Below are 24424 nucleotides of genomic sequence, written 5' to 3'. Positions count from 1 at the left end.
CGTCAGGCTGACGAGGTTTGATACAATACTGTCAACGACGTCGCGTTGACGTTTGAAATATCAAGGAATTCTTTGTGCTGTCATATTTAGAATTGGTTGAGCTTGCTAACGGTGACGTTGTTTTACAGCGCTCGGAAGGTGATGAAAACCCTCTGGTGACGATTCGTTTTTCCGAGGAGACCCGCGAGCATATTAACGGCTCATGTCTCGAGATTGCCCGCGCCATGGTGCAGGCTGGTATTGAGGCGGTGTCTATTGCCGCTGCTGATGAAGGCTTTGCCGACGAGGCTGACGCCGATTTAGATGAGTCGGAATTACAATCTAAAATCATCCATTAAACGATTATACGCCTCAGCCACGGTGGCGGTGGCTTAGCGCGCTTCGTTTGTACGCTAGGCCTGCATCAGAATCACTAAGCATTCTGCCGCACCAGCCTTGGCTGCCGTAGCCAGTGCTCGACGTTCATTGTCGCGCAGTGGTCTTTCTAGCAATATCGCTACAGTGTGACTTTTACCTCGCTCAAGGGCGCGGATAGCAATTTCACTCAGATCCCGTTGGCTGTTAGACACCACCTGCAGAATTTTTTGACCGTGCTGATGGCTAGAGGCGCTGAGCAATGGTTTTAAGGGGCGGTCTGCAACCCAGCATAGCCAGCGTTGGTCGGAATTAGCGCTGAGCTGTATGAGCATGGCCGCCAATAAGGGTTTGGATAGGTGTGCATCGCTATGCATGGTGATTTCTGTAATCTGGCCTGCGGCAACAGCCGACTCAGATGCGTAGTGTAGTGGTATCTGTTCTATACAAGTCATGTCATTTAGCTCCTGCGTCTTAGTACACCAACACTTAAACCTTCTATAGCAAATTCCTGTTTCCGCAAATCTACTTGAATAGGCTCGTAGTCTGAATTTTCTGCAATCAGAGAAACGTGGTATTTACTTTTTTGTTGCTGAAAGCGTTTTACCGTGACTTCATTGTCGATCCGCGCGACCACTATTTGGCCGTTGCGCGCTTCACTGCAGCGGTGCACTGCTAAAAGATCATCATCAAAAATTCCGACGTTGATCATGCTGTCGCCCTTAACTCGCAGGAAATAATCAGCGCTGGGAGAGAAAATTGACGCGGGCATATCGCAGTAATCTTCAATGTTGGCTTCAGCCAGGATGGGGTTACCTGCGGCGACACGCCCTATAATAGGAATACCTAAATTTTCGGGTAGACGTATGCCTCTGGATGCGCCAGCAATAATCTCAATAGCGCCTTTGCGGGCGAGGGCTTTTAGGTGTTCTTCTGCGGCGTTAGGCGAGCGGAAGCCGAGTACCCGGGCAATATCTGCGCGAGTTGGCGGGTAGCCGGTATCGGCAATATGGTCTTTGATTAGTTGCAAAATTTGAGCTTGCCGTGCAGTAAGTTTTTCCATAAATTTAGTATCTGTTTATCTATACAGGTACTGTTAGTATATACAGTGTTTTTGGTATGGCAAGACTTTGACAGAAAAATACACCTAGGCGATTTGCATTTAACTTCTGATAGCATTCCTTTGGTCGCTGGGTTGACGCAAGCGTTTGTGCGTCGCGCAGTTATAAGGCATAAAAAAACCGCCCAGAATCACCTAGGGCGGTTTTATTACTATACGCTTGCGGCTAAAGCATGAATTTAATTTTAGTATTCGTCGAGTAGACCGTTGATGACGTCACTTTCGATTTCGGATAAGGGGTTATTCCAATTCTCGGGAACCATTGTGTCGTCGAGAAAGCGATAGTCATCATCACTCAATTCAAAAGCATTCCGCCAGTCTTCTGGCTCTTCAACTTGCTCTAAGCATAGTTGTCGCCAGCTTTCCATGTCGTATTGGCATAATTCGCCATCAATTAATTGTGCTTCAACTGAGTCGCTGTCGTCGTCAACAGCAACAACTTCAAAAAGTTGCTCAGATTCCATATCCTTGTACCATTTACCGACTAGGGGTCTTAGTTTTGCCATGATCGCCACCTCTGCTAAAGCCTGCCTTCAAACTAACACTTAGGAAAATGCTGTCTAGTAGGTATTTTTCGCTAGCCGAATAAGGTGCGCGTGCGGCTGACTGTGGGTCTTTACGACATTTCACTGTATATTCAGTAGGCTAGCCTCTTTTTTTAACCCGCTTATTTATTTATAAATAAGGTTTTTATGGTGCATTTGTATAAGCCGAGTTGGCTTAGAAATGAAATTGTATAGAAATGATGACGGATTACAGTGATGTTTAAGCAGTGGTGGGACAGTTTTCAACCAGATCAATATCCGTGGTTGGGCGATGTATTTATTGTTGTGCTGATTATTTTGGTAGCAAATTTAATTGTTAGTAGATTAATGACGCGTTTAGCACTTAAATTTTCAACTACACATAACCTCTGGGATGACGCCTTGTTGGAAGCAGCGCGGCGCCCAGCGGTGTTGATGGTTTGGGCGGTAGGTGCGAGCCATGTATTAGAAATTATTGGTCGGTCGACCGAGGCGGAAATTTTCTCGGCACTGGATTCGCTGCGTGCGGTTGGTGTGGTGTTAATTCTTGCGTGGTTTTTAGTGGCTTTGGTGCATCAGGTTGAGCGGCGACTGTTGTCCGATGAATACACTGCTCGCGAGGAGGCGGTTGATCGCACAACGGTGATGGCGCTTGGTAAATTAGTGCGCTCTGCGGTGATTATTGTTTCTGGTCTCATGATTTTACAGAACCTCGGCTACAGTATTTCCGGCGTTTTGGCCTTTGGGGGTATTGGTGGTATTGCGGTGGGTTTTGCCGCTAAAGATTTACTGGCTAATTTTTTCGGTGGTCTAATGGTGTATTTAGATCGACCCTTTTCGGTTGGCGACTGGATACGCTCTCCTGACAAAAATATTGAAGGCACGGTAGAAAATATCGGTTGGCGCCAAACTCGCATTCGCACTTTCGATCAGCGGCCCTTGTACGTACCGAATGCAACATTTGCGCAAATCTCGGTAGAAAACCCGTCGCGAATGTTAAATCGACGTATTTATGAAACGATTGGCGTGCGTTATGAAGATGCCGGATGCCTGCCGGAGATTATCAATCGGGTCAGGGCGATGTTAGAAGATCATGCCGACATCGACTTAGGTAAGACGCTGATCGTTAATTTCAATACTTACAATGCGTCGTCTTTAGATTTTTTTGTTTATACATTTACCAAAACCACAAATTGGGTTGAATACCATAAAATTAAGCAAGATGTACTGCTGAAAATTCTAAATATCATTCATGAGCTTGGTGGCGACGTGGCCTTTCCTACAACCACTGTTAAGCTTGATCCTATTACAATAGAAAGCGCCCAAGGGCACACTGCGGAGTTTAAAAATGGGTAAAACAATAGCGGTTATTGGCGGAACGGGATTATGTGACTGGCCTGGTGCCGAGGTGCTTGAAGAGACCGCATTGGATACGCCCTACGGTGCGCCCAGTGCCTTACTTCAACGGATACGCTATGAGTCTGCCGAGTTTTTGTTTCTTGCCCGTCATGGTCACGGGCATGAAATACCACCACATGCGATTAACTACCGGGCGAATATTGCCGCGCTGCAGCAGGCCGGTGTGGATGCCTTGATCGCAGTCAATGCGGTAGGGGGCATTAGCGAGCGCTTTGTCGCGGGTGTTATTACTATTCCAGATCAAATTAATGATTACACTTGGGGGCGCCAGCACACCTTTTTTGATGGTGAAAATGGCAAAGTAGAGCATATAGATTTTAGCTTCCCCTATAGTCAGGATTTGCGTTCTCGTCTGGCGAATGCTGCGGTTGATGCCAATATTGCCATTGAAGATTACGGGGTTTATGCAGTGACCCAGGGGCCGCGTTTAGAAACGGCAGCAGAAATACGCCGTCTTGCTAGAGACGGCAATGATATTGTGGGTATGACTGCAATGCCAGAAGCGGCTTTAGCCAGAGAGGCTGGGATTGACTACGCGTCGATATCCTTAGTCGTCAACCCTGGCGCGGGGCTCACTGATAACTTGATTACGATCGAAGATATCCGCGCTGTTATCGATACGGGTATGGTGCAGGTTAAATCCATTCTGGCGCGTTGTATCGCCGAGTATTAATTGTTATTAAGATTATGGCCGGAGCGTTGCTCCGGCCATCGCTTTACTCTTTCGGCGCTGTAATTTTTGTTACTTTAATAATGACCCCAAATTTTGGGTGGTCAATAAAGTGCAGCTCATCACTGCGCATCCGCCGCTGCTGCTTCATCACCACGATTTGCTCAATAGGATAGTTTATATCTTGTCGAGATTGTGCACTGGGCTCAAGATCAGGGTTTTGTTGCTTAAATTGGAGGTGCTCTGGACTGCTTTCAAAGGCCGTGTCGGTCAGTGAATACAGTTCTTCAGGTTCATCATAGCTTTGCGGTTGGTGTGGTAAATAATAATTACCGCTGCGGCTACCGTAGCGTACCAGCCATAGATTAGTGTCGATATGAAGATAGCGTTCTACAGCAATGCGAATATAGCCCTCGAGCTCATAGTGCTTTCCAAATTGCCTGCCCCCTTGAATCAAAATAGCCGGGGATTTTTTGCGCGGTAGAAGGTCTTGCTCCCAGCTGGCGAGAAATAGGGGTTTGTATCGGGACGACATGCGCAGGGATTGGGCCACTTTAGCAAATTCCGGATCGCTGCGGTCGACAATGCGCGGTGAGTTGGTGTTGGTCTGCAGGCGCACCCATTTTCTCGGGTAGCGTAAATGCACATTGTCTGGCCAGTCTTCTTCATACATATTGCCAGGATCATTATTGGCATAGACCACCATATCAATATGAAATCGATCGGTATTTTGGCCGAAAGCCGCAGCGCTAAATCCCCATAGCAGTAGCAGGAGTAGGGGGTAGTAACGGCGGTGATCTAGTGTACTCATAGTGCTCGGTCTCATTTTTTAAATGCGGTCTTACTATCGCAGTTCTATTGTTTTGCTGCTAGCTTGCTGAGCAGTGCTTCAACAAATTCAAAGCGTTGCGCAGGGTCTTCTACGGGCTCTTTGAATTTTAAGGCGTTGGCGCCGTCGAGTTGATAGCGCGCTGGTGCCATTTGCACGAGTTTGACGATGTTTAAAGGGTGAACTTGGGTGTCTTCCGCAAACTCGACTCGTCCGCCTTGGTTCGAGGCTTCAATTTTACTTAATCCTAGAGCGCCGGCATGAAGTCGGATTTCGGCGCAGCGAAATAGGTTTTTGACTTGATTGGGTAGCAGGCCAAAACGATCGATCATTTCAACCTGTAATTCCCGCAACTCGTGGCCGTCGACGGCGCTCGCGATGCGTTTATAGAGCATGAGGCGACTTTGAACATCGGGTAAGTATTCGTCTGGTATCAGTGCCGGTACGCGTAAATTCACCTCAATGTGGTCAGTGTTATTATCTTCTAGGTTTATTTTCTTACCGGCTTTTATTGCGTTTACAGCGCGGTCGAGCATGTCCATATAGAGGGTGAAGCCTATTGAGTGAATTTGGCCGCTTTGGCCCTCGCCCAAGAGCTCGCCAGCGCCGCGGATTTCCATGTCTTGGGTGGCAAGGGTGAAGCCCGCGCCTAAGGTGTCAGCCTCGCTGATGGCGGTTAAGCGCTTTTGTGCATCACTGGTCAATTGCTTTATCGGGGGTGTTAATAAATACGCGTAGGCTTGGTGGTGAGAGCGACCGACGCGACCACGCAACTGATGAAGTTGGGCGAGGCCAAATTTGTCGGCGCGGTCAATAATGATGGTGTTGGCATTGGGTACGTCGATACCCGTTTCAATAATCGTTGAGCATACTAAGACATTGTGGCGTTTGTGGTAAAAATCACTCATCACCTGTTCAAGTTCGCGCTCGCGCATTTGGCCGTGGCCAACGCCAATTCGCAACTCGGGAATCATGGCCTCCAGGTCGCGCGCGGCTTTTTCAATGGTTTTGACTTCGTTGTGGAGGTAGTAAACCTGGCCGCCCCGCAAAATCTCGCGAAGGATTGCCTCTTTAATTAGCCCGTCTTCAGACTCCCTAACAAAGGTCTTGACCGATAAGCGTCGGGCGGGCGGGGTGGCGATAATAGATAAGTCGCGAATGCCAGCCATCGACATATTCAATGTTCGGGGTATCGGCGTGGCCGTCATGGTTAATACATCGACCTCGGCGCGGAGGTTTTTCAAGGCTTCTTTTTGACGAACGCCAAAGCGGTGTTCTTCGTCAATAATAACCAGGCCGAGATTTTTGTAGTGAATGTCGTTACTCAGCAATTTATGGGTGCCGATTAAGATATCGACCTTGCCGGCGTGAAGTTCAGCAATGACGCCTTTTTGCTCGGCTGGGCTGCGAAATCGCGATAGCACTTCTATGTTCACGGGCCAGTCGGCGAAGCGGTCGCGAAATGACTCAAAATGCTGCTGAGCGAGGAGGGTGGTGGGCACTAAGATCGCTACTTGAGTGCCATTTTGTACTGCGACAAAGGCGGCGCGCACTGCGACCTCGGTTTTGCCAAAGCCAACATCGCCGCAAACTAGGCGGTCCATAGGCCGCGGCGATTTTAAATCGCCCAGTACCGCTTCAATGGCGACTTGCTGATCGGGTGTTTCCTCAAAAGGGAAATCGTCGGCGAATTGTTGGTAATCTTCGTCGCTGAGTTCAAAGGCTCGGCCTTCTCGGGCTTCCCGGCGGGCATATATATCCAATAGCTCAGCGGCGACATCGCGAATTTTTTCCGCTGCTTTGCGTTTGGCCTTGCTCCACTGTTCAGTGCCGAGCCGGTGCAGGGGAGCATTGTCGTCGTCGGCGCCACTGTAGCGGCTTATCAATTGCAGTGAGCCCACCGGCACATAGAGCTTGGCGCCATCGGCGTACTCGAGGGCTAAAAACTCGCTGGCTTGATTGTCGACATTGAGTGACTGCAAGCCTAGATAGCGGCCAACGCCGTGATCGGCGTGTACCACCGGGGCGCCAATACGTAGTTCGGCGAGGTTTTTGACCACGCTCTCGGCACTGCTGGCGGCGGCTTTCTTGCGGCGACGGCTCTGAGATACCCGTTTGCCGAAGAGTTGCGACTCCGCAATGAGGGCAAAGGCGCAGGGGGTATCGCCTGAGATACCTTCGTCAATAGGCGCAATGGTGATGCCAAATTCGCAGTCGCTGTCGGCGAAGGCTCGCCAGCTGGCAAAGGATTTTGGTTTCAGTTTGTGGCGGGTCAGTAAATCAATTAAGGCTTCGCGTCGCCCGGCAGATTCGGCGCAGAGCAAGACTTTACGGTGCTGGCTGTAACGGCGTAAGGCAGCAATGGGGTCGCTATGTTTGGCGTCTATGCTCAGTGGCGGGGCTGTCGAAATGGCAAAATTAAAACTGCCTGCGGCGGCGGGAAGCTCGCCTTCGCTCAAGCTAATGCGCGGATAGCTTTTGAGGGTGGCAAAGAGTTCCGGCACGGTTTGGAATACCCCCGCTGGCGGCATAACTGGCCGTTGTAAATCCCCTAAACGTTGTTCGTAGCGCTGTTGTATATCCTGCCAGTAATACTCGGCGGCCCCTTCAATTCCGGTGGTGTTTAACACCCATGTGTTGTCGGGCAAGTAATCAAATAGGGTGCCGGTTTGTTGAAAGAACAGGGGCAGGTAGTACTCGATGCCCGCGGGTGCAATGCCATCACTGACATCTTGGTAAACGGGGCATTTGCGATGATCGACATTAAAACGTTCGTGCCATTGGCGGCGGAACAGGGCGATGCCGTTGTCGTCTAAAGGGAATTCTTTGCCCGGTAGTAAACGTATTTCGTTAACTGACTCAATACCGCGCTGGGTTTCTGGGTCGAAGCTGCGCAGGCTGTCTATTTCTTGGTCCAAGAGGTCTAGACGATAGGGGAATTCGCTACCCATCGGGAATATATCAATAATTGCGCCACGACTTGCGTATTCACCATGCTGATAAACCGTATCTACGTGGTGGTAGCCGCTTTTTTCGAGCTCTAAGCGGAAGGTGCTGATGTCGACGTGTTGACCGCGCTTAAGGAGTAAGCTGTGTTGGCGCACATAGTCGGGTGGCGCAATACGCTGCATTAAGGTGCTGATGGGCGCGACCAAAATGCCGTTTGCCATGGTTGGCAGCTCACTCAGGGTGCGCAGGCGCTCCGAAACAATGTCTTCGTGGGGTGAAAAATTATCGTAAGGTAGCGTTTCCCAGTCAGGTAGCAGGCGAACGGGTAACTCGGCAGCAAAAAATCGCAGGTTTTGTTCAAGCTGATAGGCGGAGGCGGTGTCCGCGGTCAGTAGGAGTACTGGCTGGTTTAGCGATCGTGCCAATTCAGCGGCAACGAGACCATGGCTCGCGGAGGGGCATTGTCCCCAGCGCAGAACGCCAGCTTTAGGGGGGGTATTAATTGCGGGTAATTCAATCACAGTCGGGGAATTCTGCTTTGGTCAGTGATAAATTCTGCATTGTAACCCGCTATTGGTAGTTATTACATTGCACAGATGGTGATGGGCGGTTGAACTTGAGGGCAGTAATAAAGATAATACGCGCACAATTTTCTCCTCCCCGCCATGCAAAGGGTATCTGCCGTGACTGAAAGAAGACGTGAGCGTCCTGATGATTACTTCGCCGATTGGAAAGAGCGCGAAGCGTTAGCAGAGGGGATGATCCCTCTAATTGGTAAACTTTACCGCTCCAATAACGTTAAAACCTACATTTATGGTAAGAATCTGGTCAACCTGTCGGTGCTGGATATCATGCAGGCCCACCGCTTTGTGCGTCAGGTTGAGCAAAACGAAATTTCCGAGTTTGAAACTTTTCCAATTATTCAGGCGCTCTCCACGCTAGATCTTGGTACTGCACATATCGATGCTGGGCGTATTGCGGTTAATTACGAGGAAACAGCCAAAGCTAGCGGCCAGTCTGTTGAAGATTTTGTTCGCAGTCAGGTGGCTAAACTGATTGGTGGCGCCAAAGAACCTGGCCGCCCATCACGTGACGTAGTCTTATACGGTTTTGGTCGTATTGGCCGTTTGGTTGCCCGCCTATTGATTGAAAAGGCCGGTGGTGGCGCTAATTTACGTCTGCGGGCGGTTGTTGTTCGTCACGGGGGCGCTGAAAATGATTTGGTAAAGCGGGTTAGCTTACTGCGTCGCGACTCCGTTCACGGTCCCTTTAACGGCACAATCCGTGTTGATGAGGAACGCCAGTCCTTCGTTGCCAATGGCGTCGAAGTGAAGGTGATTTATGCCAATTCACCGGACGAGGTGGATTACACTGCCTATGGCATCAACGACGCTATTTTGGTTGATAACACCGGCAAGTGGCGCGATGTTGAGGGCTTGTCTACGCACCTCGGTCGTCCGGGTATCGCCAAGGTTATTTTGACTGCACCTGGCAAGGGCGATATGAAGAATATTGTACACGGTGTTAATAGTGATCAAATTTTGCCTGAAGACACTATTATTTCCGCGGCGAGCTGTACCACCAATGCTATTGCGCCGCCACTTAAAGTGCTCGATGACAAATTTGGCGTTGAAAACGGTCACGTTGAAACCGTTCACTCTTACACCAATGACCAGAATTTGATCGACAATTACCACAAAGGTGATCGCCGTGGTCGCAGCGCGCCATTAAATATGGTTATTTCTGAAACAGGTGCAGCGAAGGCGGTTGGTAAGGTATTGCCAGCGATGTTGGGTAAATTGAGCGGCAACGCAATTCGAGTGCCGACCCCCAATGTGTCTCTGGCCATTCTTAAGTTGAACCTGAAGACAGCGACGACTAAAGAAGAGCTTAACGAATTTATGCGCAAAGTCGCTCTGCACTCGCCACTGCGTAAGCAAATAGACTACTCTAACTCGCCAGAAGTGGTGTCTAGTGATTTTGTTGGTTCGCGTCACGCCTGCGTTTTCGATAGCGAAGCAACCATCGTGAATGGCAAAAGCGCTATTTTATACTGCTGGTATGACAATGAGTTTGGCTATAGCTGCCAAGTACATCGCGTACTTGAAAAAATGGCCGGTGTTGAATACGCGGTTTATCCCCAAGAGTAATAGGGGGCTGAATTGGCGACCAGCCAGCCTTGGCCGTAAATGTTTACGCTGATGACCGATATCATCAGCCAAGCAGTGGTAAGCAGTCCGGCGAGTCTTTATACTTGCCGCAGTTTTTGGGACGCACAATGTTACGTTGTTTGTGCGTTGCCCCGGCGCGTTTTCACGCCCGAGTTTACGCAGATTTGCAATTTCGCGTTCAACCATAAGAGTGTTAGACAGCCTTATGATCAAAATTACCAGGGGCTTAGATCTGCCCATATCCGGTGGTCCCGCACAGCATATTGAGCCTGGCTCAAAGGTGCGAGCGGTAGCTGTGCTCGGTTTCGATTACCTCGGTATGAAACCCACCATGGCGGTGAAAGTCGGTGATCGGGTAAAAACCGGTCAATTATTGTTTACCGACAAGAAAAATTCCGGCGTTCGCTACACCGCGCCAGCAACCGGTCTTGTCTCTGCGATTAATCGCGGTGAAAAGCGGGTGTTGCAATCGGTGGTTATCGACGTTGAAGACGATGAGTTCGAAACCTTTGCTAAGTATGATGCGAGTGCGCTGAGCACCCTGAGTGCAGAGCAGGTTGCTGAGAACCTCCAGCAGTCCGGTTTGTGGACGGCCCTGCGGACTCGGCCATTTAGTAAAGTGCCAGCGATTGACAGTAGTCCTGCGGCGATATTTGTTACCGCAATAGATACGCACCCGCTGGCTGCTGATCCGGCAGTGGTGATTGCTGAAGCGGAAGCTGATTTTAGTAACGGCTTGGAACTATTGTGCCGCTTAACCGAAGGGAAAGTACACCTATGCGTTGCCCCAGGCAGTAGCGTGCCGAGCCTAGACAATGAACAACTGCGGGTTGCCGAGTTTGGCGGTGTTCATCCGGCTGGATTGGCTGGCACGCACATCCACTTTTTGGAAGGCGCTAGCGCGACAAAAGTGGTGTGGTCTATCGGTTACCAAGATGTTATCGCCATGGGGAGATTGTTTACTACTGGCCAATTGAATACCGAGCGTGTTGTTGCGCTTGCAGGCCCTCAGGTGGAAAACCCTCGCCTGATTCGCACTCGTCTTGGTGTGAGCTTAGATGAATTGTGCGCAGGTCAAATTCGTCCGGGCAACAATCGAATTATTTCCGGCTCAGTACTGGGAGGGCGTACTGCGCGTGGCGCGATGGCTTTCCTTGGCCGCTACCACAATCAAGTAAGCGTCTTGGCCGAAGGTAATCACCGTGATTTTCTGGGTTGGTTATCGCCCGGCGTTAACAAACATTCGGCACTGCGTATTTATTTGTCACAGTTTTTTAAAAAGTCGATTGCTTACACGACCAACACCAATGGTAGTGAGCGCGCTATGGTGCCAGTTGGGGCCTATGAGCGAGTGATGCCATTAGATATTTTGCCAACGCAGTTGCTGCGGTCAATTATTGTGGGCGATACCCAAATGGCGCAGTCATTGGGGTGTTTAGAGTTGGACGAGGAAGACCTCGCGCTATGTACTTATGTTTGCCCGGGCAAATATGAGTACGGCCCGATCCTTCGCGACAATTTAAGCCGCATAGAGAAAGAGGGTTAAGTAATGGGGCTGAGAAAAATTCTCGACGATATGGAGCCGCATTTTGAGAAAGGCGGCCGCTATGAAAAATGGTATGCGCTGTACGAAGCGGCAGATACGATTTTTTATTCACCATCAAGTGTTACTAAAGCCAATGCGCATGTCCGCGATGGTGTAGATCTAAAACGGGTTATGATTACCGTTTGGTTCTGTGCATTCCCGGCCATGTTCTACGGAATGTGGAATATTGGCTTCCAAGCTAACCAAATTATGCTGGATACTGGCATTGTCGGCGGTGAAGGCTGGCGTCATGTGATGATCTCGATGATGGCGGGCTATGACCCCGCTAGCCTTTGGGATAACTTCTGGCACGGCTTTTGGTATTTCATTCCCGTTTACGCCGTGACCTTTGTGGTCGGCGGTTTCTGGGAAGTACTTTTTGCCATGAAGCGCGGCCACGAGGTTAATGAAGGCTTCTTTGTTACTTCAATTCTGTTTGCCCTGATTTGCCCGCCGAGTATTCCGCTGTGGCAGGTTGCCTTGGGTATCAGCTTTGGCGTGGTTATTGCCAAAGAAGTGTTTGGCGGCACCGGCAAAAACTTCTTAAACCCCGCATTAGCGGGCCGCGCGTTCCTATTCTTCGCGTACCCCGCACAGATGTCTGGCGACGCAGTATGGACGGCCGTTGACGGCTTTACCGGCGCAACACCGCTGTCTGTAGTGGCCAGCGATGGCATGGCGGTTCTGCAAGAAAAAATGACGTGGATGGACGCCTTCCTCGGCAATATGCATGGCTCAATGGGTGAAGTGTCGACCTTGGCAATTTTCCTTGGCGGTGGCGTACTGTTGTGGACCGGCATTGCCTCCTGGCGCATCGTGCTTGGCGTATTAATTGGTATGTTTGGTCTGTCGATGTTGTTCAACTCCATGCAAAGCGATAATTTAATGATGGCCATGCCTTGGCATTGGCATTTGGTATTGGGTGGTTTTGCCTTCGGCATGATGTTTATGGCGACTGACCCAGTGTCATCGTCGATGACCAATACTGGTAAATGGATTTTTGGCGCCTTGATCGGTTGTATGGTGGTGTTGATTCGCGTAGTTAACCCCGCTTTCCCAGAGGGCATGATGTTGGCAATTTTGTTCGCTAACTTGTTCGCGCCGCTAATCGATCATTTCGTTGTGCAGGCAAATATCAAGCGGAGGTTGGCACGTGGCTAATAACGACAGTATCCCAAGAACACTGCTGGTTGCCGTTACCCTGTGTATCGTCTGCGCGCTGTTTGTTGCCAGTGCCGCAGTAATGCTCAAGCCGGCTCAGGTAATCAATAAAGCCCTCGACCGCAAAGCCAATATTTTGGCTGCCGCGGGCATATTAGTCCCCGGTGAAAGCATCGAGGAGCAGTTTAAACAGGTCACCACTAAAATTGTCGATCTGAATACCGGTAAGTTCGCCGACGAAATACTTTTAAAAGGCTTTGAACAGGCGAAAGTAGCGAAGGATCCGGCAACGTCGATTGCGCTGGGTGAAGACGATATGGCGAAAATTCGCCGTCGTGAAAACTACGCCATGGTGTACTTGATTGAAAAAGACGGACAATATGACAAGGTGATTTTACCGGTGCGTGGCTACGGTCTGTGGTCTACGCTTTATGGTTTTCTCGCGCTTAAAAATGATTTTAATACCGTTGTCGGCTTAGGATTTTACGACCACGGCGAAACTCCTGGTTTGGGTGGCGAAGTCGACAATCCAAAATGGAAGGCGATTTGGCCGGGTAAAGAAATTTACGACGACGGCGATGTCGCTATTGAATTGGTCAAGGGCAATGTCGACAGCAGCACACCCGATGGGGAAAACAAGGTTGACGGACTCTCCGGTGCGACCTTGACCAGTCGTGGCGTCAGCAACTTGCTGCGCTTCTGGATGGGTGAACTGGGTTATAAATCATTTTTAAGCAACTTGCGCTCAGGGGAGGCATAAACCATGTCGACAATGAAAGAAGCCCTAACGAGTCCCATTTTAAAGAACAACCCTATTGCACTGCAGATACTCGGTATCTGCTCCGCCTTAGCGGTAACCTCCAGCCTTAAAGTCACGCTGGTAATGTGTATCTCGGTGATATTGGTGACCGGCTGTTCAAGCTTTGCGGTATCACTAATCCGCCATCAAATCCCTAATAGCATTCGCATTATTGTGCAAATGGTGATCATTGCCTCACTGGTAATTGTGGTCGACCAACTTTTAAAAGCTTATGCGTTCGCTATTAGCAAGCAGCTGTCGGTCTTTGTTGGCTTGATTATCACCAACTGTATCGTTATGGGCCGCGCCGAAGGTTACGCCATGAAGAACCCGCCGCTGGCGAGCTTCGTTGACGGTATCGGTAATGGTCTGGGCTACAGTGTGGTGCTAATCAGTATTGCTGTGGTTCGTGAATTATTTGGTTCCGGTAAGCTGTTTGGTTTCGAGATACTGCCGTTGGTTACCGACGGTGGCTGGTATGTGCCTAACGGCCTATTACTGTTACCGCCAAGCGCCTTCTTCCTGATTGGTATTTTTATCTGGGTATTGCGCTCGGTGAAAACAGAACAGATCGAAAAAGAGGAATTCAAAATCACTAAAAATACCCGCAGCGTTAAGGAGGCCTTTTAATGGAACACTATATAAGCCTGTTCGTGCGCTCGGTGTTTATCGAAAACATGGCACTGGCCTTTTTTCTAGGCATGTGTACTTTTTTGGCAATTTCCAAAAAAATTCAGGCCGCAATTGGCTTGGGTATTGCGGTCATCGTGGTGATGGCACTGACCGTTCCGGTCAATAGCCTGATATACAACCATTTGCTCCGCGAAGGTGCTTTGGCTTGGGCCGGCTACCCAGACGTCGATTTGAGCTTTCTGGGTTTGCTGAGCTATATCGGTGTTATCGCCGCAATAGTGCAGATTATGGAAATGGTTTTAGATAAATATGTGCCGGCGCTCTACAACGCACTGGGCGTATTCCTGCCCTTGATCACGGTTAACTGCGCGATTATGGGGGGCTCGCTGTTCATGGTTGAGCGCGATTACGGTTTTGCGGAATCAGTAGTCTACGGCGCTGGCGCCGGTACTGGCTGGGCCCTAGCGATTGTTGCGCTGGCGGGTATCCGCGAAAAACTTAAATACAGTGATGTTCCCGAGGGCCTGCGCGGTCTGGGTATTACGTTCATCACTGTTGGCTTAATGTCGTTGGGCTTTATGTCCTTCGGCGGTATTGATCTCTAACCGAGAAGACTGGAGAGGAATTAATGAATACAGTAGTTATTCTCGGTGTGGGCATGTTTACCGCGATTGTATTGTCGCTGGTGTGCATTATTTTGTTCGCACGCTCGCGCCTTGTGAGCAGCGGCAATGTCACCATCGAGATCAATGGCGAAAAAACCATTACCGTGCCTGCAGGCGATAAATTATTAAACACTTTATCTGGCCAGGGCGTGTTCTTGGCTTCAGCCTGCGGCGGCGGCGGTAGCTGTGCCCAGTGTAAGTGTATTGTTAGCGACGGCGGCGGCTCGATGCTCGCTACCGAAGAAGCGCATTTTAGCCCTCGCGAAGCTCGCGAAGGCTGGCGTTTGTCTTGCCAGACTCCGGTTAAGCAAGATATGAAGATTGAAGTGCCAGAGGACGTCTTTGGTGTTAAACAATGGGAGTGTACTGTTGAGTCCAACCCCAATGTGGCAACCTTCATTAAAGAGCTGACCTTGAAGCTGCCAGAGGGTGAGAACGTTAATTTCCGCGCTGGCGGTTACGTGCAGCTAGAATGCCCACCGCACCATGTTAAGTATTCGGATTTTGATATTCCGGCCGAATACAAAGGCGACTGGGAGCGTTTCGGTTTCTTGAATGTTGAGTCGAAAGTGGAAGAGACCGTTATCCGCGCTTACTCAATGGCCAATTACCCAGAAGAGCGGGGCATTGTTAAGTTTAATATTCGTGCGGCGACGCCACCACCAAATAACTTAGCTTTAACACCGGGGCAGATGTCATCTTGGGTTTTTAGTCTTAAGCCTGGCGACAAAGTGAAAGTTTACGGCCCGTTTGGTGAATTCTTTGCCAAAGAGACCGATGCTGAAATGGTGTTTGTTGGTGGTGGTGCTGGTATGGCGCCGATGCGCTCACATATCTTCGATCAGCTGATGCGTTTGAAAACCAAGCGCAAAATCACGTTCTGGTACGGCGCGCGCTCAATGCGTGAAGCTTTTTACGTGGAAGAGTACGACAAGCTGGCAGCAGAGAATGAGAACTTTGAGTGGCATTTGGCGCTCTCTGATCCCCAGCCCGAAGATAATTGGACTGGCATGACCGGCTTTATCCATCAGGTCTTGTTTGAAAACTACCTGAAGGACCACGAAGCACCGGAAGATTGTGAGTACTATATGTGTGGGCCGCCGATGATGAACTCGGCTGTTATCAAAATGTTGGAAGATCTCGGTGTTGAACAAGACAATATACTTCTCGATGATTTCGGTGGGTAATTTGCCTCGCAACACAATAAAAGCAGCCTTTGTGCTGCTTTTATTGTTTTTGGTAGCTTGCTCAGCGAAACAAGCGCCGTTTTTGCAAGTGAATGGCACGACCATGGGCACCACTTATCACATCACTCTGCGTCAGCCGAGCGCTGAGTGGACAGAGCAAAGCCTTAAGGAAGCGCTGGACCAGCGCTTGCAGGCGTTTAACCAGCTCGCTTCAACGTACATCCCCGACTCTGAATTGAATCGTTTAAATGACGCGCCGGTGAATGAGTGGTACCCAGTCATGCCCATGCTGTTTGATATCTTAGTGTTGTCGACCGAAGTGAGTTGGGTGACTAATGGCGCGTTTGATATCACGGTTGCACCGGTGGTGAACTTATGGGGATTTGGGCCCGTTAAACACGACGGCAAGCCGAGTGATGAGGCGGTTGCCAAAGCGCTCGAAACCGTGGATTTTGGTGCAATGGAGCTGGATATCCTTGATAAAAGGGTGCTTAAGCAAAAAGACCTGCACCTAGACTTGTCGGCCATTGCTAAGGGCTACGGTGTGGATGTGGTCGCCTTATGGCTGGAATCCCTCGGTACCAAGGATTATTTGGTTGAGATTGGCGGTGAGATGCGTGTTGCTGGCCTGAGTCCCCGCGGCGATCAATGGCGAATTGGGGTCGAGAATCCCGATGTGGAAAACCCAGAAACAACGCCGATCCGCTTGGGTAATATAGGCATAGCCACTTCGGGTGACTACCGTAATTACTTTGAAGAAGAAGGAGTGCGTTACTCGCACACTATCGATCCGAACACTGGGCGCCCGATTACCCATAATTTGGCCTCGGTTACGGTATTGGACGCTTCGTGCGCGTATGCTGATGCCTTGGCCACTGCGTTTTCGGTTATGGGCGGTGACAAAACACTGAAGTTGGCTGAACAAATGGCCATACCGGTTTATATTATAGAAAAGAGCGACGCGGGCTTTGTCCGCCGCTACAGTTCTGCGTTTGCGCCGTATTTGGAGCAGGAGAAGTAAAATGGCAACGATATTTGCTGCGTTTTTTGTGATGTTACTGATTGTCGGCGCAATGTCGATTGGAGTATTAATGGGCCGCAAGCCCATTGCAGGGTCCTGCGGAGGGGTTGGCGCTGCACTGAGCGACCCTGACTATATCTGTGATTTGTGCGGTAATGACCCAAAGAAATGCACAGAAGAAAATGATGCGGCGGCTGCGGCGCGGAATAAATCGAGCACGACGTTTTACGACGCAAGCTGAGATCGCTTAATGCTTGACGGGAGACGATAGACGCTAAGCAAAGACAAGCGCTCGCCTTTGAATAGTGAGCGCAGTGAATAAAGGCGTCTCCCGTCTCCCATCAAGCGTCCTGCCAAACAGTAATTCGCTCCAAATATGCCTTCCTCGCAATCTCCATGTCTTTCAAAAACGGCTCTAGCTCATCAAGCGTTAGCGCTTGAGGTCCGTCGACTAGGGCTTTTGTTGGGGCAGGGTGAAAATCGACCAATACCATATTGGCGCCAGCTAATACCCCTTGGGCGGTGGCGTGGCAGAGTTCTAAAACCCCATCGGGGGCGACATCACGGCTTCCGACCGAGTGAGAGGGGTCGATACACACTGGCATTCTTGTAAGTCGCTTTACCGTCGGCACCTGTGCAAAATCCACCATATTGCGGTGGGGGGCGCCGAACTCACTTTTCATTCCTCTTAAGCAAAATATCACTTGGCTATTGCCTTCGCTGGCTAAGTATTCTGCGGCGTTTAAGGATTCATTGAGGGTAATGCCAAAGCCACGCTTTAGTAGGGCGGGGTAGTCGTTCTGTTTACCGATGGCTTTTAGCAGCTCAAAATTTTGAGTGTTGCGAGTGCCAATTTGCATTATCACGCCGCAAGGGCGCCCGGCATCGGAGAGGGCTTGATCAATCTCTTGCATATGACTTTCGTGGGTGACTTCCATGGCAATGACTTTAATGCCGTATTTTCCCGCAAGATCAAATACCCAGGGCAGGCAGTTTTTGCCGAGTCCTTGAAACGCATAAGGATTGGTGCGGGGCTTGTAGGCGCCCATTCGCGTGCAATTCAGGCCGTTGGCTTGTAGGACCCGGAGCATTTCTTCGACGTGCTTGGGCTTATCTACTGCGCACAGCCCGGCAAAGATGTGCAGCGACTGTTGGTCAAAGGCTAAGCCCTGATAATGAAAGCCGCTGCGTCCGCCGTGGGTCTTATGGCGGCCGAGAATACGGTATTCCTCTGAGATGCGAATGACTTTCTCCACCGCGGGTAGGCTTTCAATCTCTTCAATATCCAGCGCGTGGGTGTCGCCGAGCAAATAAATTTCTCTGAGACTTTGTAGCTGGCCGCTGACCTCATGCTGTTTGATCTTTACTCCAGATAATTGCTGGAGATGGCTCATGGTTTTCTTAAACGCTGGGTCTGACTCCTGAATATTAGGGTGTAGTATGAGTAACATGAATATCCCCTTGTACGAATACTTTGGCGTTAGCGGGTGAAAAGGCGCATAAATTGCACAAATATCTTTTCTCATAACTCCCGTATGCAATGATAGTATAGGCGCTGGTTTACGATCTGGATTGCGATTAATTTCCTATGGCTGTGCCCTTATATTTACGGATTGGTATTCGGTATTTTCGACGTGCCTCGGGAAATGACCGTTTTCTGTCGCTAGTCTCGTGGTTTTCACTGCTGGGCATGTTAATTGGCGTGGTCTCATTGATTGTTGTTATGTCAGTGATGAACGGCTTTGAGCGTGAACTGCAGCAGCGAGTCCTATCTGTCGTACCCCACGGTTATATTGAAGGTCCTCAGCGCCGCTTAGCGGGCTGGCAGGCGTACGCGAATTTGCTGGCCGATAAGCCCCAAGTTAGTGGGGTTGCGCCCTATGTCGGCGGTAAGGCGATGCTGGCGGTCTTCACGCGTTTGCGTGGCGTGTCTTTGTACGGCATCGATCCTGAACAGGAGCGTGGGGTGTCCTCGGTGGCAGAGCACATGATCGCCGGTGCTTACCTCAGCGATGATGGCAGCGGCCAGTATCAGATTATTATTGGCGATATTCTCGCGCGGCAGCTGGGGGTGAGTATTGGTGATGGTTTGACCGTTATTTTGCCCAAAGTGACCGTGACACCGTTTGGTTTGTACCCTCGCGAAAAAGAGTTTACGGTCAGCGGGGTCTTTAGCGCGGGTGCCCAGCTTGACGCAACGAGTGCGTTTATCCATATTCGCGATGCTCAGCGGTTTTACCAGCTCGGCGACGATGTTGAGGGCTTGCGCCTGCAATTGATGGATATGTTTGCGGCGCCACAATTGCTGCCAGCACTCGCTGCTGAATTGCCAGAAGGCAGTCTCGCTGTAAGCTGGAGTGACAGTCAGGGCAGTCTATTTCAGGCCGTTAAAATGGAAAAGCAAATGGTGCGCCTGCTGTTACTGTTTATTGTGTTAATTGCCGCCTTTAATATTGTTTCCATTTTGAGTATGGCGGTGTCTGCTAAGCGGGGCTCAATAGCAGTGCTGCGCACTATGGGCAGTACGCCGGGTTCAATTATGGCTATTTTTATTGTTTACGGTATGGCGACGGGCCTGATTGGTCTTGGTCTTGGCTTGCTCATTGGCGTTCCTCTTGCGCAAAATGTCGGCGGTGTTGTCGCGTTTATCGAGCAGTTAAGCGGTATGCAGCTCTTTAATCCGCAAGTTTATTTTATTACTCATCTTCCCTCCCATTTACAGTGGTCAGACGTGGCGGTTGTCAGTGGTTTTGCGTTACTGCTCAGCTTATTGGCAACGCTATACCCGGCCTGGCAGGCTTCGCGAGTGCAACCCGCTGAGGCTCTGCGTTATGAATAACGAGTACGGTGTCTATGTCTAATATCAGTGTCCCGGCAGATTCAGTGCTAGCCTGTCGTGATCTACATAAGTTTTTTGTTCAGGGGCCAGAGCAGCTCAGCATACTGAATGATATAAATCTCGATATTGGTCGTGGCGAGCGAATTGCGGTTGTTGGTCCCTCAGGGGCCGGTAAGACCACCTTGCTGCATATGCTTGGCGGACTAGATACGCCCTCAGAAGGTAGCGTGCTGGTTGGCGGCAAAGACATTGCAAAGATGAATGACCGAGATCGCAGCCGGTTGCGCAACCGCGAGTTGGGTTTTGTATACCAGTTTCATCATTTACTTGCTGAGTTCTCTGCGCTGGAAAATGCGGCGATGCCCTTGCTTATTGGCGGTGAAAAGCGCGCGGTGGCGTTTGCTCGCAGCCGAGAGTTACTGGAGCGTGTGGGTTTGGGGCATCGCTTAGAACACCGGCCAGCGCAATTGTCGGGGGGTGAGCGGCAGCGGGTCGCCATTGCCCGCGCATTGGCGAGTAGTCCCGCCTGTGTGTTATTGGATGAACCCACCGGCAATTTAGACGGCGACACGGCAGAATCTGTGCAGGCGCTGTTACTGGAATTAAATCGGGAGCTGCAAACCAGCTTGGTGATTGTCACACACGATATGCAGCTTGCTAAGCGGATGGACCGGGTGCTTAGCCTCGCTGATGGCCAATTGCAGGAGTCGGCGGCCTGATGCGCTCACTGGCGGTGTTTATTGGTCTTCGGTATAGCTCGGGTCGGTCAGGAAGTCAGTTGGTGTCGTTTTTGTCGCGGCTGTCAATGGCGGGGCTGGTTCTGGGGGTTGCCCTCCTCGTGACGGTGTTGTCGGTGATGAATGGTTTTGACCGTGAGATGCGGACTCGCATTTTGGCTTTGGTGCCACATATTACGCTTCAGCCTTGGGCTGTGGGCGAGAGTGATTGGCGAACGTTGCAAAGCGACGTCGAACGCCATCCCGCTGTGCTCGCAACGGCACCGTTTGTGCAGGGCAGCGCTATGTTAATAAAGGGCGGTTTGGTTGAGCCTGGCTTGTTCTATGGCGTGGAGCCTGTAGCCGAGGCGCGCGTGTCAACTATCCGAGATTATGTCAGTTTAGATGTGTTAAACATCGGCAGCAAGACGGTGATTTTAGGTAAGGCTCTGGCCGAGCGCCTAGGTGTTGAGCAGGGCGAGCGGGTGACCTTGGGTGTGCCACAGGCGGCGGGAAGTCAAAATGTGCGTTTTGTACAGATGACGGTTGCGGCGTTGGTAGCCACGGGCACAGAACTGGATCAGCAAATGGTGCTGATGCATATTGATCAGGCACAGTCATTATTTGCTGAGCCGCCACCAGTGTCGCTGCGCGTCTCAGTTACAGACGTGTTTACCGCGCCACACATTGCATGGGAATTGGCCTCGGTGCATGGTCGCGACTTTATGCTCAAGGATTGGAGTCAGCAATTTGGCAATATGTACCACGCCATTCAAATGTCCCGTAAATTAGTGGTTATTATGTTACTTGCTGTGGTGGGGGTTGCGGTATTTAACGTGGTTTCCACTTTGGTCATGGTCGTCAATGACAAGCGTGCTGATATTGGCATTCTGCGCAGCCAAGGTGCGAGCCAGGGTGATATTTTGCGTACATTTTTGAGTTATGGTGCGGTTATCGGGGCGGTGGGTTCGACTGCTGGCGGGGTGCTGGGGGTGGTGCTGGCAGCGTTTATCGGTGATGTGGTTGCCGCTGTTGAGCATTTTGGGGACTTGCAGTTACTGCAGAGCGATGTGTATCCCATTAACTATCTGCCCGCTGATATTCGTATACCAGATGTTTTAGCTGTCTGCGCGCTAGCCTACGCCATGAGTTTGTTGGCAACGATTTATCCCGCGTGGCGAGCGTCGCGAATGGCGCCAGCAGACGCGTTACGCACGAGTTAGGCGATGTTTGCGGTATTGCATTTTAACGGTTGAGGCGGCTTTCCCGGCGTTTTCGCCAGCGTCGAGTAACGTGGACGCGCCATAAGATATGAATGCTCGCGGCGCCAACGAGGCCAGCTAGTAAGCCGGTTAAAAAGCAGCCCACGAGCAAGGGGCGCCATAAATAGGTGAATTCCTCGGCCAGCCACGCCCATGACAATTCAAAGTGGAATGAATTGGGAGGAATACCCATTACTGTAGCGCCAACTTTATAGGTAAAGTAAAAGATAGCGGGCATGGTGATGGGGTTGGTGATCCATACTAGCATCACTGAAATGGGTAAGTTAGCGCGGCACACAATGGCCGCGAGGGCGGCAAGTAACATTTGCGTTGGTATTGGTACAAACGCAATGAACAGGCCCAAGAAAAACGCCAAGCTCACTGAGCGGCGATTCAAGTGCCAAAGATTGGGGTCGTGTAACAGACTGCCAAAAATACGGACCGAGGGGTGCTCGCGCATTTTTTCGGGCGTCGGTAACCAACGTTTAAATAATTTACGAGCCATCCGCTCAATTCTAGTTCACATGTGTGACAGTGGAAATTTAGCCAGCCGCATACTTGATAAGCGGGGCGGCGCCATTATGCACGGATCTACTGGGGTACTCCAGCATGTTGTCATGGATGACAGCGGCGATAGTGGCAATAGTCGGCGTAGCGTTTGCACCTGCGCTACCAGCATACACGATTATTGCTGTTTGCCTATTAAGCGGCTTAGTCGCCGGCGCCGCGTTACGGCTGCGTTGGCGCGGGCCTTTAGTGGCGTTTTTAATCGCTGCGGCGTACGCCGCAAGTTACGGCGTGTGGCGAACCGCGCAGCTATTGCCACCGGCCCTGGAAGGTAGGGATATTGCGTTAAGCTTTCGGGTGTTGACGCCGCCTGAACGACGCAGTGAGTTTCCGCCACATTACCGTTTCGACGCTAAAACCAACCTTAAAGGCTTGGGTCGGGTACGGCTAAGTTGGTACGGCGAGGAGCCGCCGAGCCTAGGTGATAGCATGCATGCGCCGCTGCGCTTGCGTCGCCCTCATGGTTATCGATCCCCCGGCGCCTTTGATTATGGACACTGGCTATTTGTGTCGGGCTATTCCGCTACCGGCTATGTTCGCCACCCTGAAGCCGCGGTATTTACTCCTTCGGCAGCCCCATTTTCGCTCGAGATCTTTCGGCAAAATTTGATAGCCGGCCCTAGCGCGCATCTCGATCAGTATCGTCACAGTGGGATAATGAAGGCCTTGCTGTTTGCTGACCGCAGTGGGATAAAGCCCGCAGATTGGGCCTTGTTTGCGCAAACGGGTACCAGCCACTTAATGGCCATTTCGGGCATGCATATTGGCATGGTGCTGCTATGGGGTTGGGGGCTTGGTCGCGCCGCGATATTTTTGTGTCAGCGTGGTTTAGTGCTAAAACCCCTGTTGGCAATGGGCTTTGCAGTAAGCTACGCGGCAATGGCGGGATTTTCCGTGCCGACCCAGCGAGCGGTAGCAATGGCGGCGGTGGCCTTGTTGGCGTATGGCTTTAGGCGTCAGACTAGCCCTTGGCGGTCCTATTTTGCCGCGATGCTGCTGGTGTTGGTTATCGACCCACTAGCGCCTCATCAGCTGGGGTTTAGTCTCTCGTTCGCGGCTGTGGCCATACTGTTGTGGGCATTTCAGGGGCAGCGTCAACCCCGTAGTTTAAGCTTGCTGCGATCTCAGTGGGTGGTCGTGATTGGCTTGCTGCCAGTATTGGGTCTATGGGGACTGGGTTTTAGTGTGGCGAGTATCCCTGCAAATCTGGTGGCGATCCCAGTAGTGGCCTTTTTAATTTTACCGGCCTTGTTTGCGGGCTTATTGTTACTTATGGTTTGGCCTCAGTTGGCAGATTTGCTTTTTTCCTGTGCAGACACCTTACTTGAATATTTGCAGCTAGGCCTAGCGCTGGCGGCGCAGTGGCAACCAGTAATTCATTTTTACCCTCCGGCGTCTGCCCTGGGCTTAGGTGTTGGCGCAGTACTTGTCATACTTTTACCCCGCGGTGTACCCGCTAAGTGGTTGGCTGTAATTCCCTTGTTGGCTTTGTTCTTTTGGCCCGCGCCGCGACCGACCAAGGGTGATCTTTGGGTGACCGTGCTCGATGTTGGGCAGGGTTTGGCTGTGCTACTGCAAACCCAAACGAAATCCCTGCTTTACGATGTTGGGCCAGATTTTCGCAGCGGCTTTAATACCGCCGATGCCGTGGTCTTGCCCGCGTTGGCGGAGTTCGCCATAGACCGTTTAGACGCGTTGGTGCTAAGCCATGGCGACCGTGACCATGCGGGTGCCGCGTCCGCATTGCTTGCAAAGCAGCCGGTGGTCAAATTTCTGCGTGGCGAAGATATTGAGAAGCTTGAAAGAAAAGGGCGCGACTGTCACACAGCGCCAGCCTGGGATTGGGATGGTGTGCGATTTGAGTTTTTGGACAGCGCTGTCAGCGATCAGCGCGGTAATAACGCTTCTTGTGTTATGAAGGTCAGTGCCGGTTTTGCATCTATTCTGCTCACT

23 protein-coding genes are annotated in these 24424 nt (G+C 50.9%); 16 read left to right on the top strand and 7 right to left on the bottom strand.

Going from position 1 to position 24424, the window contains the following annotated elements; genetic code table 11:
* The first annotated feature begins 74 nt into the window (after positions 1 to 74).
* On the top strand, positions 75 to 338 hold the full coding sequence (locus ABYP33_RS06845) for a hypothetical protein (RefSeq protein WP_373089764.1): 264 nt from the start codon (positions 75 to 77) through the stop codon (positions 336 to 338).
* A 54-nt stretch (positions 339 to 392) separates the two neighbouring features.
* Here ABYP33_RS06845 and ABYP33_RS06840 read toward each other — a convergent pair whose 3' ends face one another.
* The 3 genes from ABYP33_RS06840 to ABYP33_RS06830 all read right to left on the bottom strand — a co-directional run bounded on the left by ABYP33_RS06840 (position 393) and on the right by ABYP33_RS06830 (position 1980).
* Positions 393 to 809, bottom strand: coding sequence for a hypothetical protein (locus ABYP33_RS06840; protein ID WP_373089762.1), 417 nt, complete (start codon positions 807 to 809; stop codon positions 393 to 395).
* 5 nt (positions 810 to 814) lie between these two features.
* On the bottom strand, positions 815 to 1417 hold the full coding sequence (lexA, locus tag ABYP33_RS06835) for a transcriptional repressor LexA (protein WP_373089760.1): 603 nt from the start codon (positions 1415 to 1417) through the stop codon (positions 815 to 817).
* A gap of 242 nt (positions 1418 to 1659) precedes the next feature.
* Positions 1660 to 1980 (bottom strand): DUF6763 family protein, encoded by a 321-nt coding sequence (locus tag ABYP33_RS06830; RefSeq protein WP_373089758.1) that lies wholly within the window; start codon positions 1978 to 1980, stop codon positions 1660 to 1662.
* 255 nt (positions 1981 to 2235) lie between these two features.
* Between ABYP33_RS06830 and ABYP33_RS06825 the strand changes: the two genes are divergently transcribed.
* Both ABYP33_RS06825 and ABYP33_RS06820 read left to right on the top strand, forming a co-directional pair.
* Positions 2236 to 3354, top strand: a complete 1119-nt coding sequence (locus tag ABYP33_RS06825) for a mechanosensitive ion channel family protein (protein WP_373089756.1) — start codon at positions 2236 to 2238, stop codon at positions 3352 to 3354.
* Positions 3347 to 4090, top strand: coding sequence for an S-methyl-5'-thioinosine phosphorylase (locus tag ABYP33_RS06820; protein WP_373089753.1), 744 nt, complete (start codon positions 3347 to 3349; stop codon positions 4088 to 4090). The genes ABYP33_RS06825 and ABYP33_RS06820 overlap by 8 nt, the downstream gene beginning before the upstream one ends.
* Positions 4091 to 4133: 43 nt before the next feature.
* On the opposite strand, the gene ABYP33_RS06815 is transcribed toward ABYP33_RS06820, so the two are convergent.
* Both ABYP33_RS06815 and mfd read right to left on the bottom strand, forming a co-directional pair.
* On the bottom strand, positions 4134 to 4898 hold the full coding sequence (locus ABYP33_RS06815) for a CsiV family protein (protein WP_373089751.1): 765 nt from the start codon (positions 4896 to 4898) through the stop codon (positions 4134 to 4136).
* Between the two features lie 44 nt (positions 4899 to 4942).
* Positions 4943 to 8386 (bottom strand): transcription-repair coupling factor, encoded by a 3444-nt coding sequence (gene mfd / locus ABYP33_RS06810; RefSeq protein WP_373089749.1) that lies wholly within the window; start codon positions 8384 to 8386, stop codon positions 4943 to 4945.
* Positions 8387 to 8530: 144 nt separating this feature from the next.
* Here mfd and ABYP33_RS06805 point away from each other — a divergent pair, with 144 nt between their 5' ends.
* The 9 genes from ABYP33_RS06805 (at position 8531) to nqrM (ending at position 17328) form a co-directional block, all read left to right on the top strand.
* Positions 8531 to 10015 (top strand): glyceraldehyde-3-phosphate dehydrogenase, encoded by a 1485-nt coding sequence (locus ABYP33_RS06805; protein WP_373089747.1) that lies wholly within the window; start codon positions 8531 to 8533, stop codon positions 10013 to 10015.
* 226 nt (positions 10016 to 10241) lie between these two features.
* Complete coding sequence (locus ABYP33_RS06800; RefSeq protein ID WP_373089744.1) at positions 10242 to 11582, top strand: Na(+)-translocating NADH-quinone reductase subunit A; 1341 nt, start codon at positions 10242 to 10244, stop codon at positions 11580 to 11582.
* A 3-nt stretch (positions 11583 to 11585) separates the two neighbouring features.
* Positions 11586 to 12782 (top strand): NADH:ubiquinone reductase (Na(+)-transporting) subunit B, encoded by a 1197-nt coding sequence (locus ABYP33_RS06795; RefSeq protein WP_373089742.1) that lies wholly within the window; start codon positions 11586 to 11588, stop codon positions 12780 to 12782.
* A complete protein-coding gene (locus tag ABYP33_RS06790; RefSeq protein WP_373089740.1) occupies positions 12775 to 13542 on the top strand; it encodes a Na(+)-translocating NADH-quinone reductase subunit C in 768 nt (255 codons plus the stop codon). The genes ABYP33_RS06795 and ABYP33_RS06790 overlap by 8 nt, the downstream gene beginning before the upstream one ends.
* A gap of 3 nt (positions 13543 to 13545) precedes the next feature.
* Entirely contained in the window at positions 13546 to 14211 is a 666-nt protein-coding gene (locus ABYP33_RS06785; RefSeq protein WP_373089738.1) for an NADH:ubiquinone reductase (Na(+)-transporting) subunit D, read from the top strand.
* Positions 14211 to 14819, top strand: coding sequence for an NADH:ubiquinone reductase (Na(+)-transporting) subunit E (gene nqrE, locus ABYP33_RS06780; RefSeq protein ID WP_373089736.1), 609 nt, complete (start codon positions 14211 to 14213; stop codon positions 14817 to 14819). Before ABYP33_RS06785 ends, nqrE begins: the two co-directional genes overlap by 1 nt.
* A gap of 23 nt (positions 14820 to 14842) precedes the next feature.
* Positions 14843 to 16066 carry an NADH:ubiquinone reductase (Na(+)-transporting) subunit F gene (gene nqrF, locus ABYP33_RS06775; protein ID WP_373089734.1) on the top strand — a complete coding sequence of 408 codons (1224 nt, stop codon included), beginning with the start codon at positions 14843 to 14845 and terminating at the stop codon, positions 16064 to 16066.
* Entirely contained in the window at positions 16026 to 17087 is a 1062-nt protein-coding gene (locus ABYP33_RS06770; protein WP_373089731.1) for an FAD:protein FMN transferase, read from the top strand. The genes nqrF and ABYP33_RS06770 overlap by 41 nt, the downstream gene beginning before the upstream one ends.
* A gap of 1 nt (position 17088) precedes the next feature.
* Entirely contained in the window at positions 17089 to 17328 is a 240-nt protein-coding gene (nqrM, locus tag ABYP33_RS06765) for a (Na+)-NQR maturation NqrM (protein WP_008247660.1), read from the top strand.
* 100 nt (positions 17329 to 17428) lie between these two features.
* Here the strand turns inward: nqrM and ABYP33_RS06760 are convergent, their stop codons facing one another.
* A complete protein-coding gene (locus tag ABYP33_RS06760) occupies positions 17429 to 18538 on the bottom strand; it encodes a 3-deoxy-7-phosphoheptulonate synthase (RefSeq protein ID WP_373089729.1) in 1110 nt (369 codons plus the stop codon).
* A 137-nt stretch (positions 18539 to 18675) separates the two neighbouring features.
* On the opposite strand from ABYP33_RS06760, the gene ABYP33_RS06755 reads away from it, so the two are divergent.
* From ABYP33_RS06755 to ABYP33_RS06745, 3 genes are read left to right on the top strand one after another with little or no spacing between them, the layout of a single operon-like run.
* Positions 18676 to 19926 (top strand): lipoprotein-releasing ABC transporter permease subunit, encoded by a 1251-nt coding sequence (locus tag ABYP33_RS06755; protein WP_373089727.1) that lies wholly within the window; start codon positions 18676 to 18678, stop codon positions 19924 to 19926.
* Between the two features lie 14 nt (positions 19927 to 19940).
* Positions 19941 to 20645: a lipoprotein-releasing ABC transporter ATP-binding protein LolD gene (gene lolD / locus ABYP33_RS06750; protein WP_373089724.1), complete on the top strand. Its 705-nt coding sequence runs from the start codon at positions 19941 to 19943 to the stop codon at positions 20643 to 20645.
* Positions 20645 to 21865 carry a lipoprotein-releasing ABC transporter permease subunit gene (locus ABYP33_RS06745; RefSeq protein WP_373089722.1) on the top strand — a complete coding sequence of 407 codons (1221 nt, stop codon included), beginning with the start codon at positions 20645 to 20647 and terminating at the stop codon, positions 21863 to 21865. Before lolD ends, ABYP33_RS06745 begins: the two co-directional genes overlap by 1 nt.
* Before the next feature lie 22 nt (positions 21866 to 21887).
* Here ABYP33_RS06745 and ABYP33_RS06740 read toward each other — a convergent pair whose 3' ends face one another.
* On the bottom strand, positions 21888 to 22409 hold the full coding sequence (locus ABYP33_RS06740; protein WP_008247675.1) for a DUF2062 domain-containing protein: 522 nt from the start codon (positions 22407 to 22409) through the stop codon (positions 21888 to 21890).
* A 104-nt stretch (positions 22410 to 22513) separates the two neighbouring features.
* On the opposite strand from ABYP33_RS06740, the gene ABYP33_RS06735 reads away from it, so the two are divergent.
* A partial coding sequence (locus ABYP33_RS06735; RefSeq protein WP_373089720.1) for a DNA internalization-related competence protein ComEC/Rec2 occupies positions 22514 to 24424 on the top strand: 1911 nt, incomplete at its 3' end.

Origin of the sequence: Zhongshania sp., assembly GCF_041584495.1 — a bacterium.
In the GTDB taxonomy this organism is placed as follows: domain Bacteria; phylum Pseudomonadota; class Gammaproteobacteria; order Pseudomonadales; family Spongiibacteraceae; genus Spongiibacter.
Note: the sequence above shows the minus strand (reverse complement) of the source record. Positions and strands in the feature narration are given on the sequence as shown.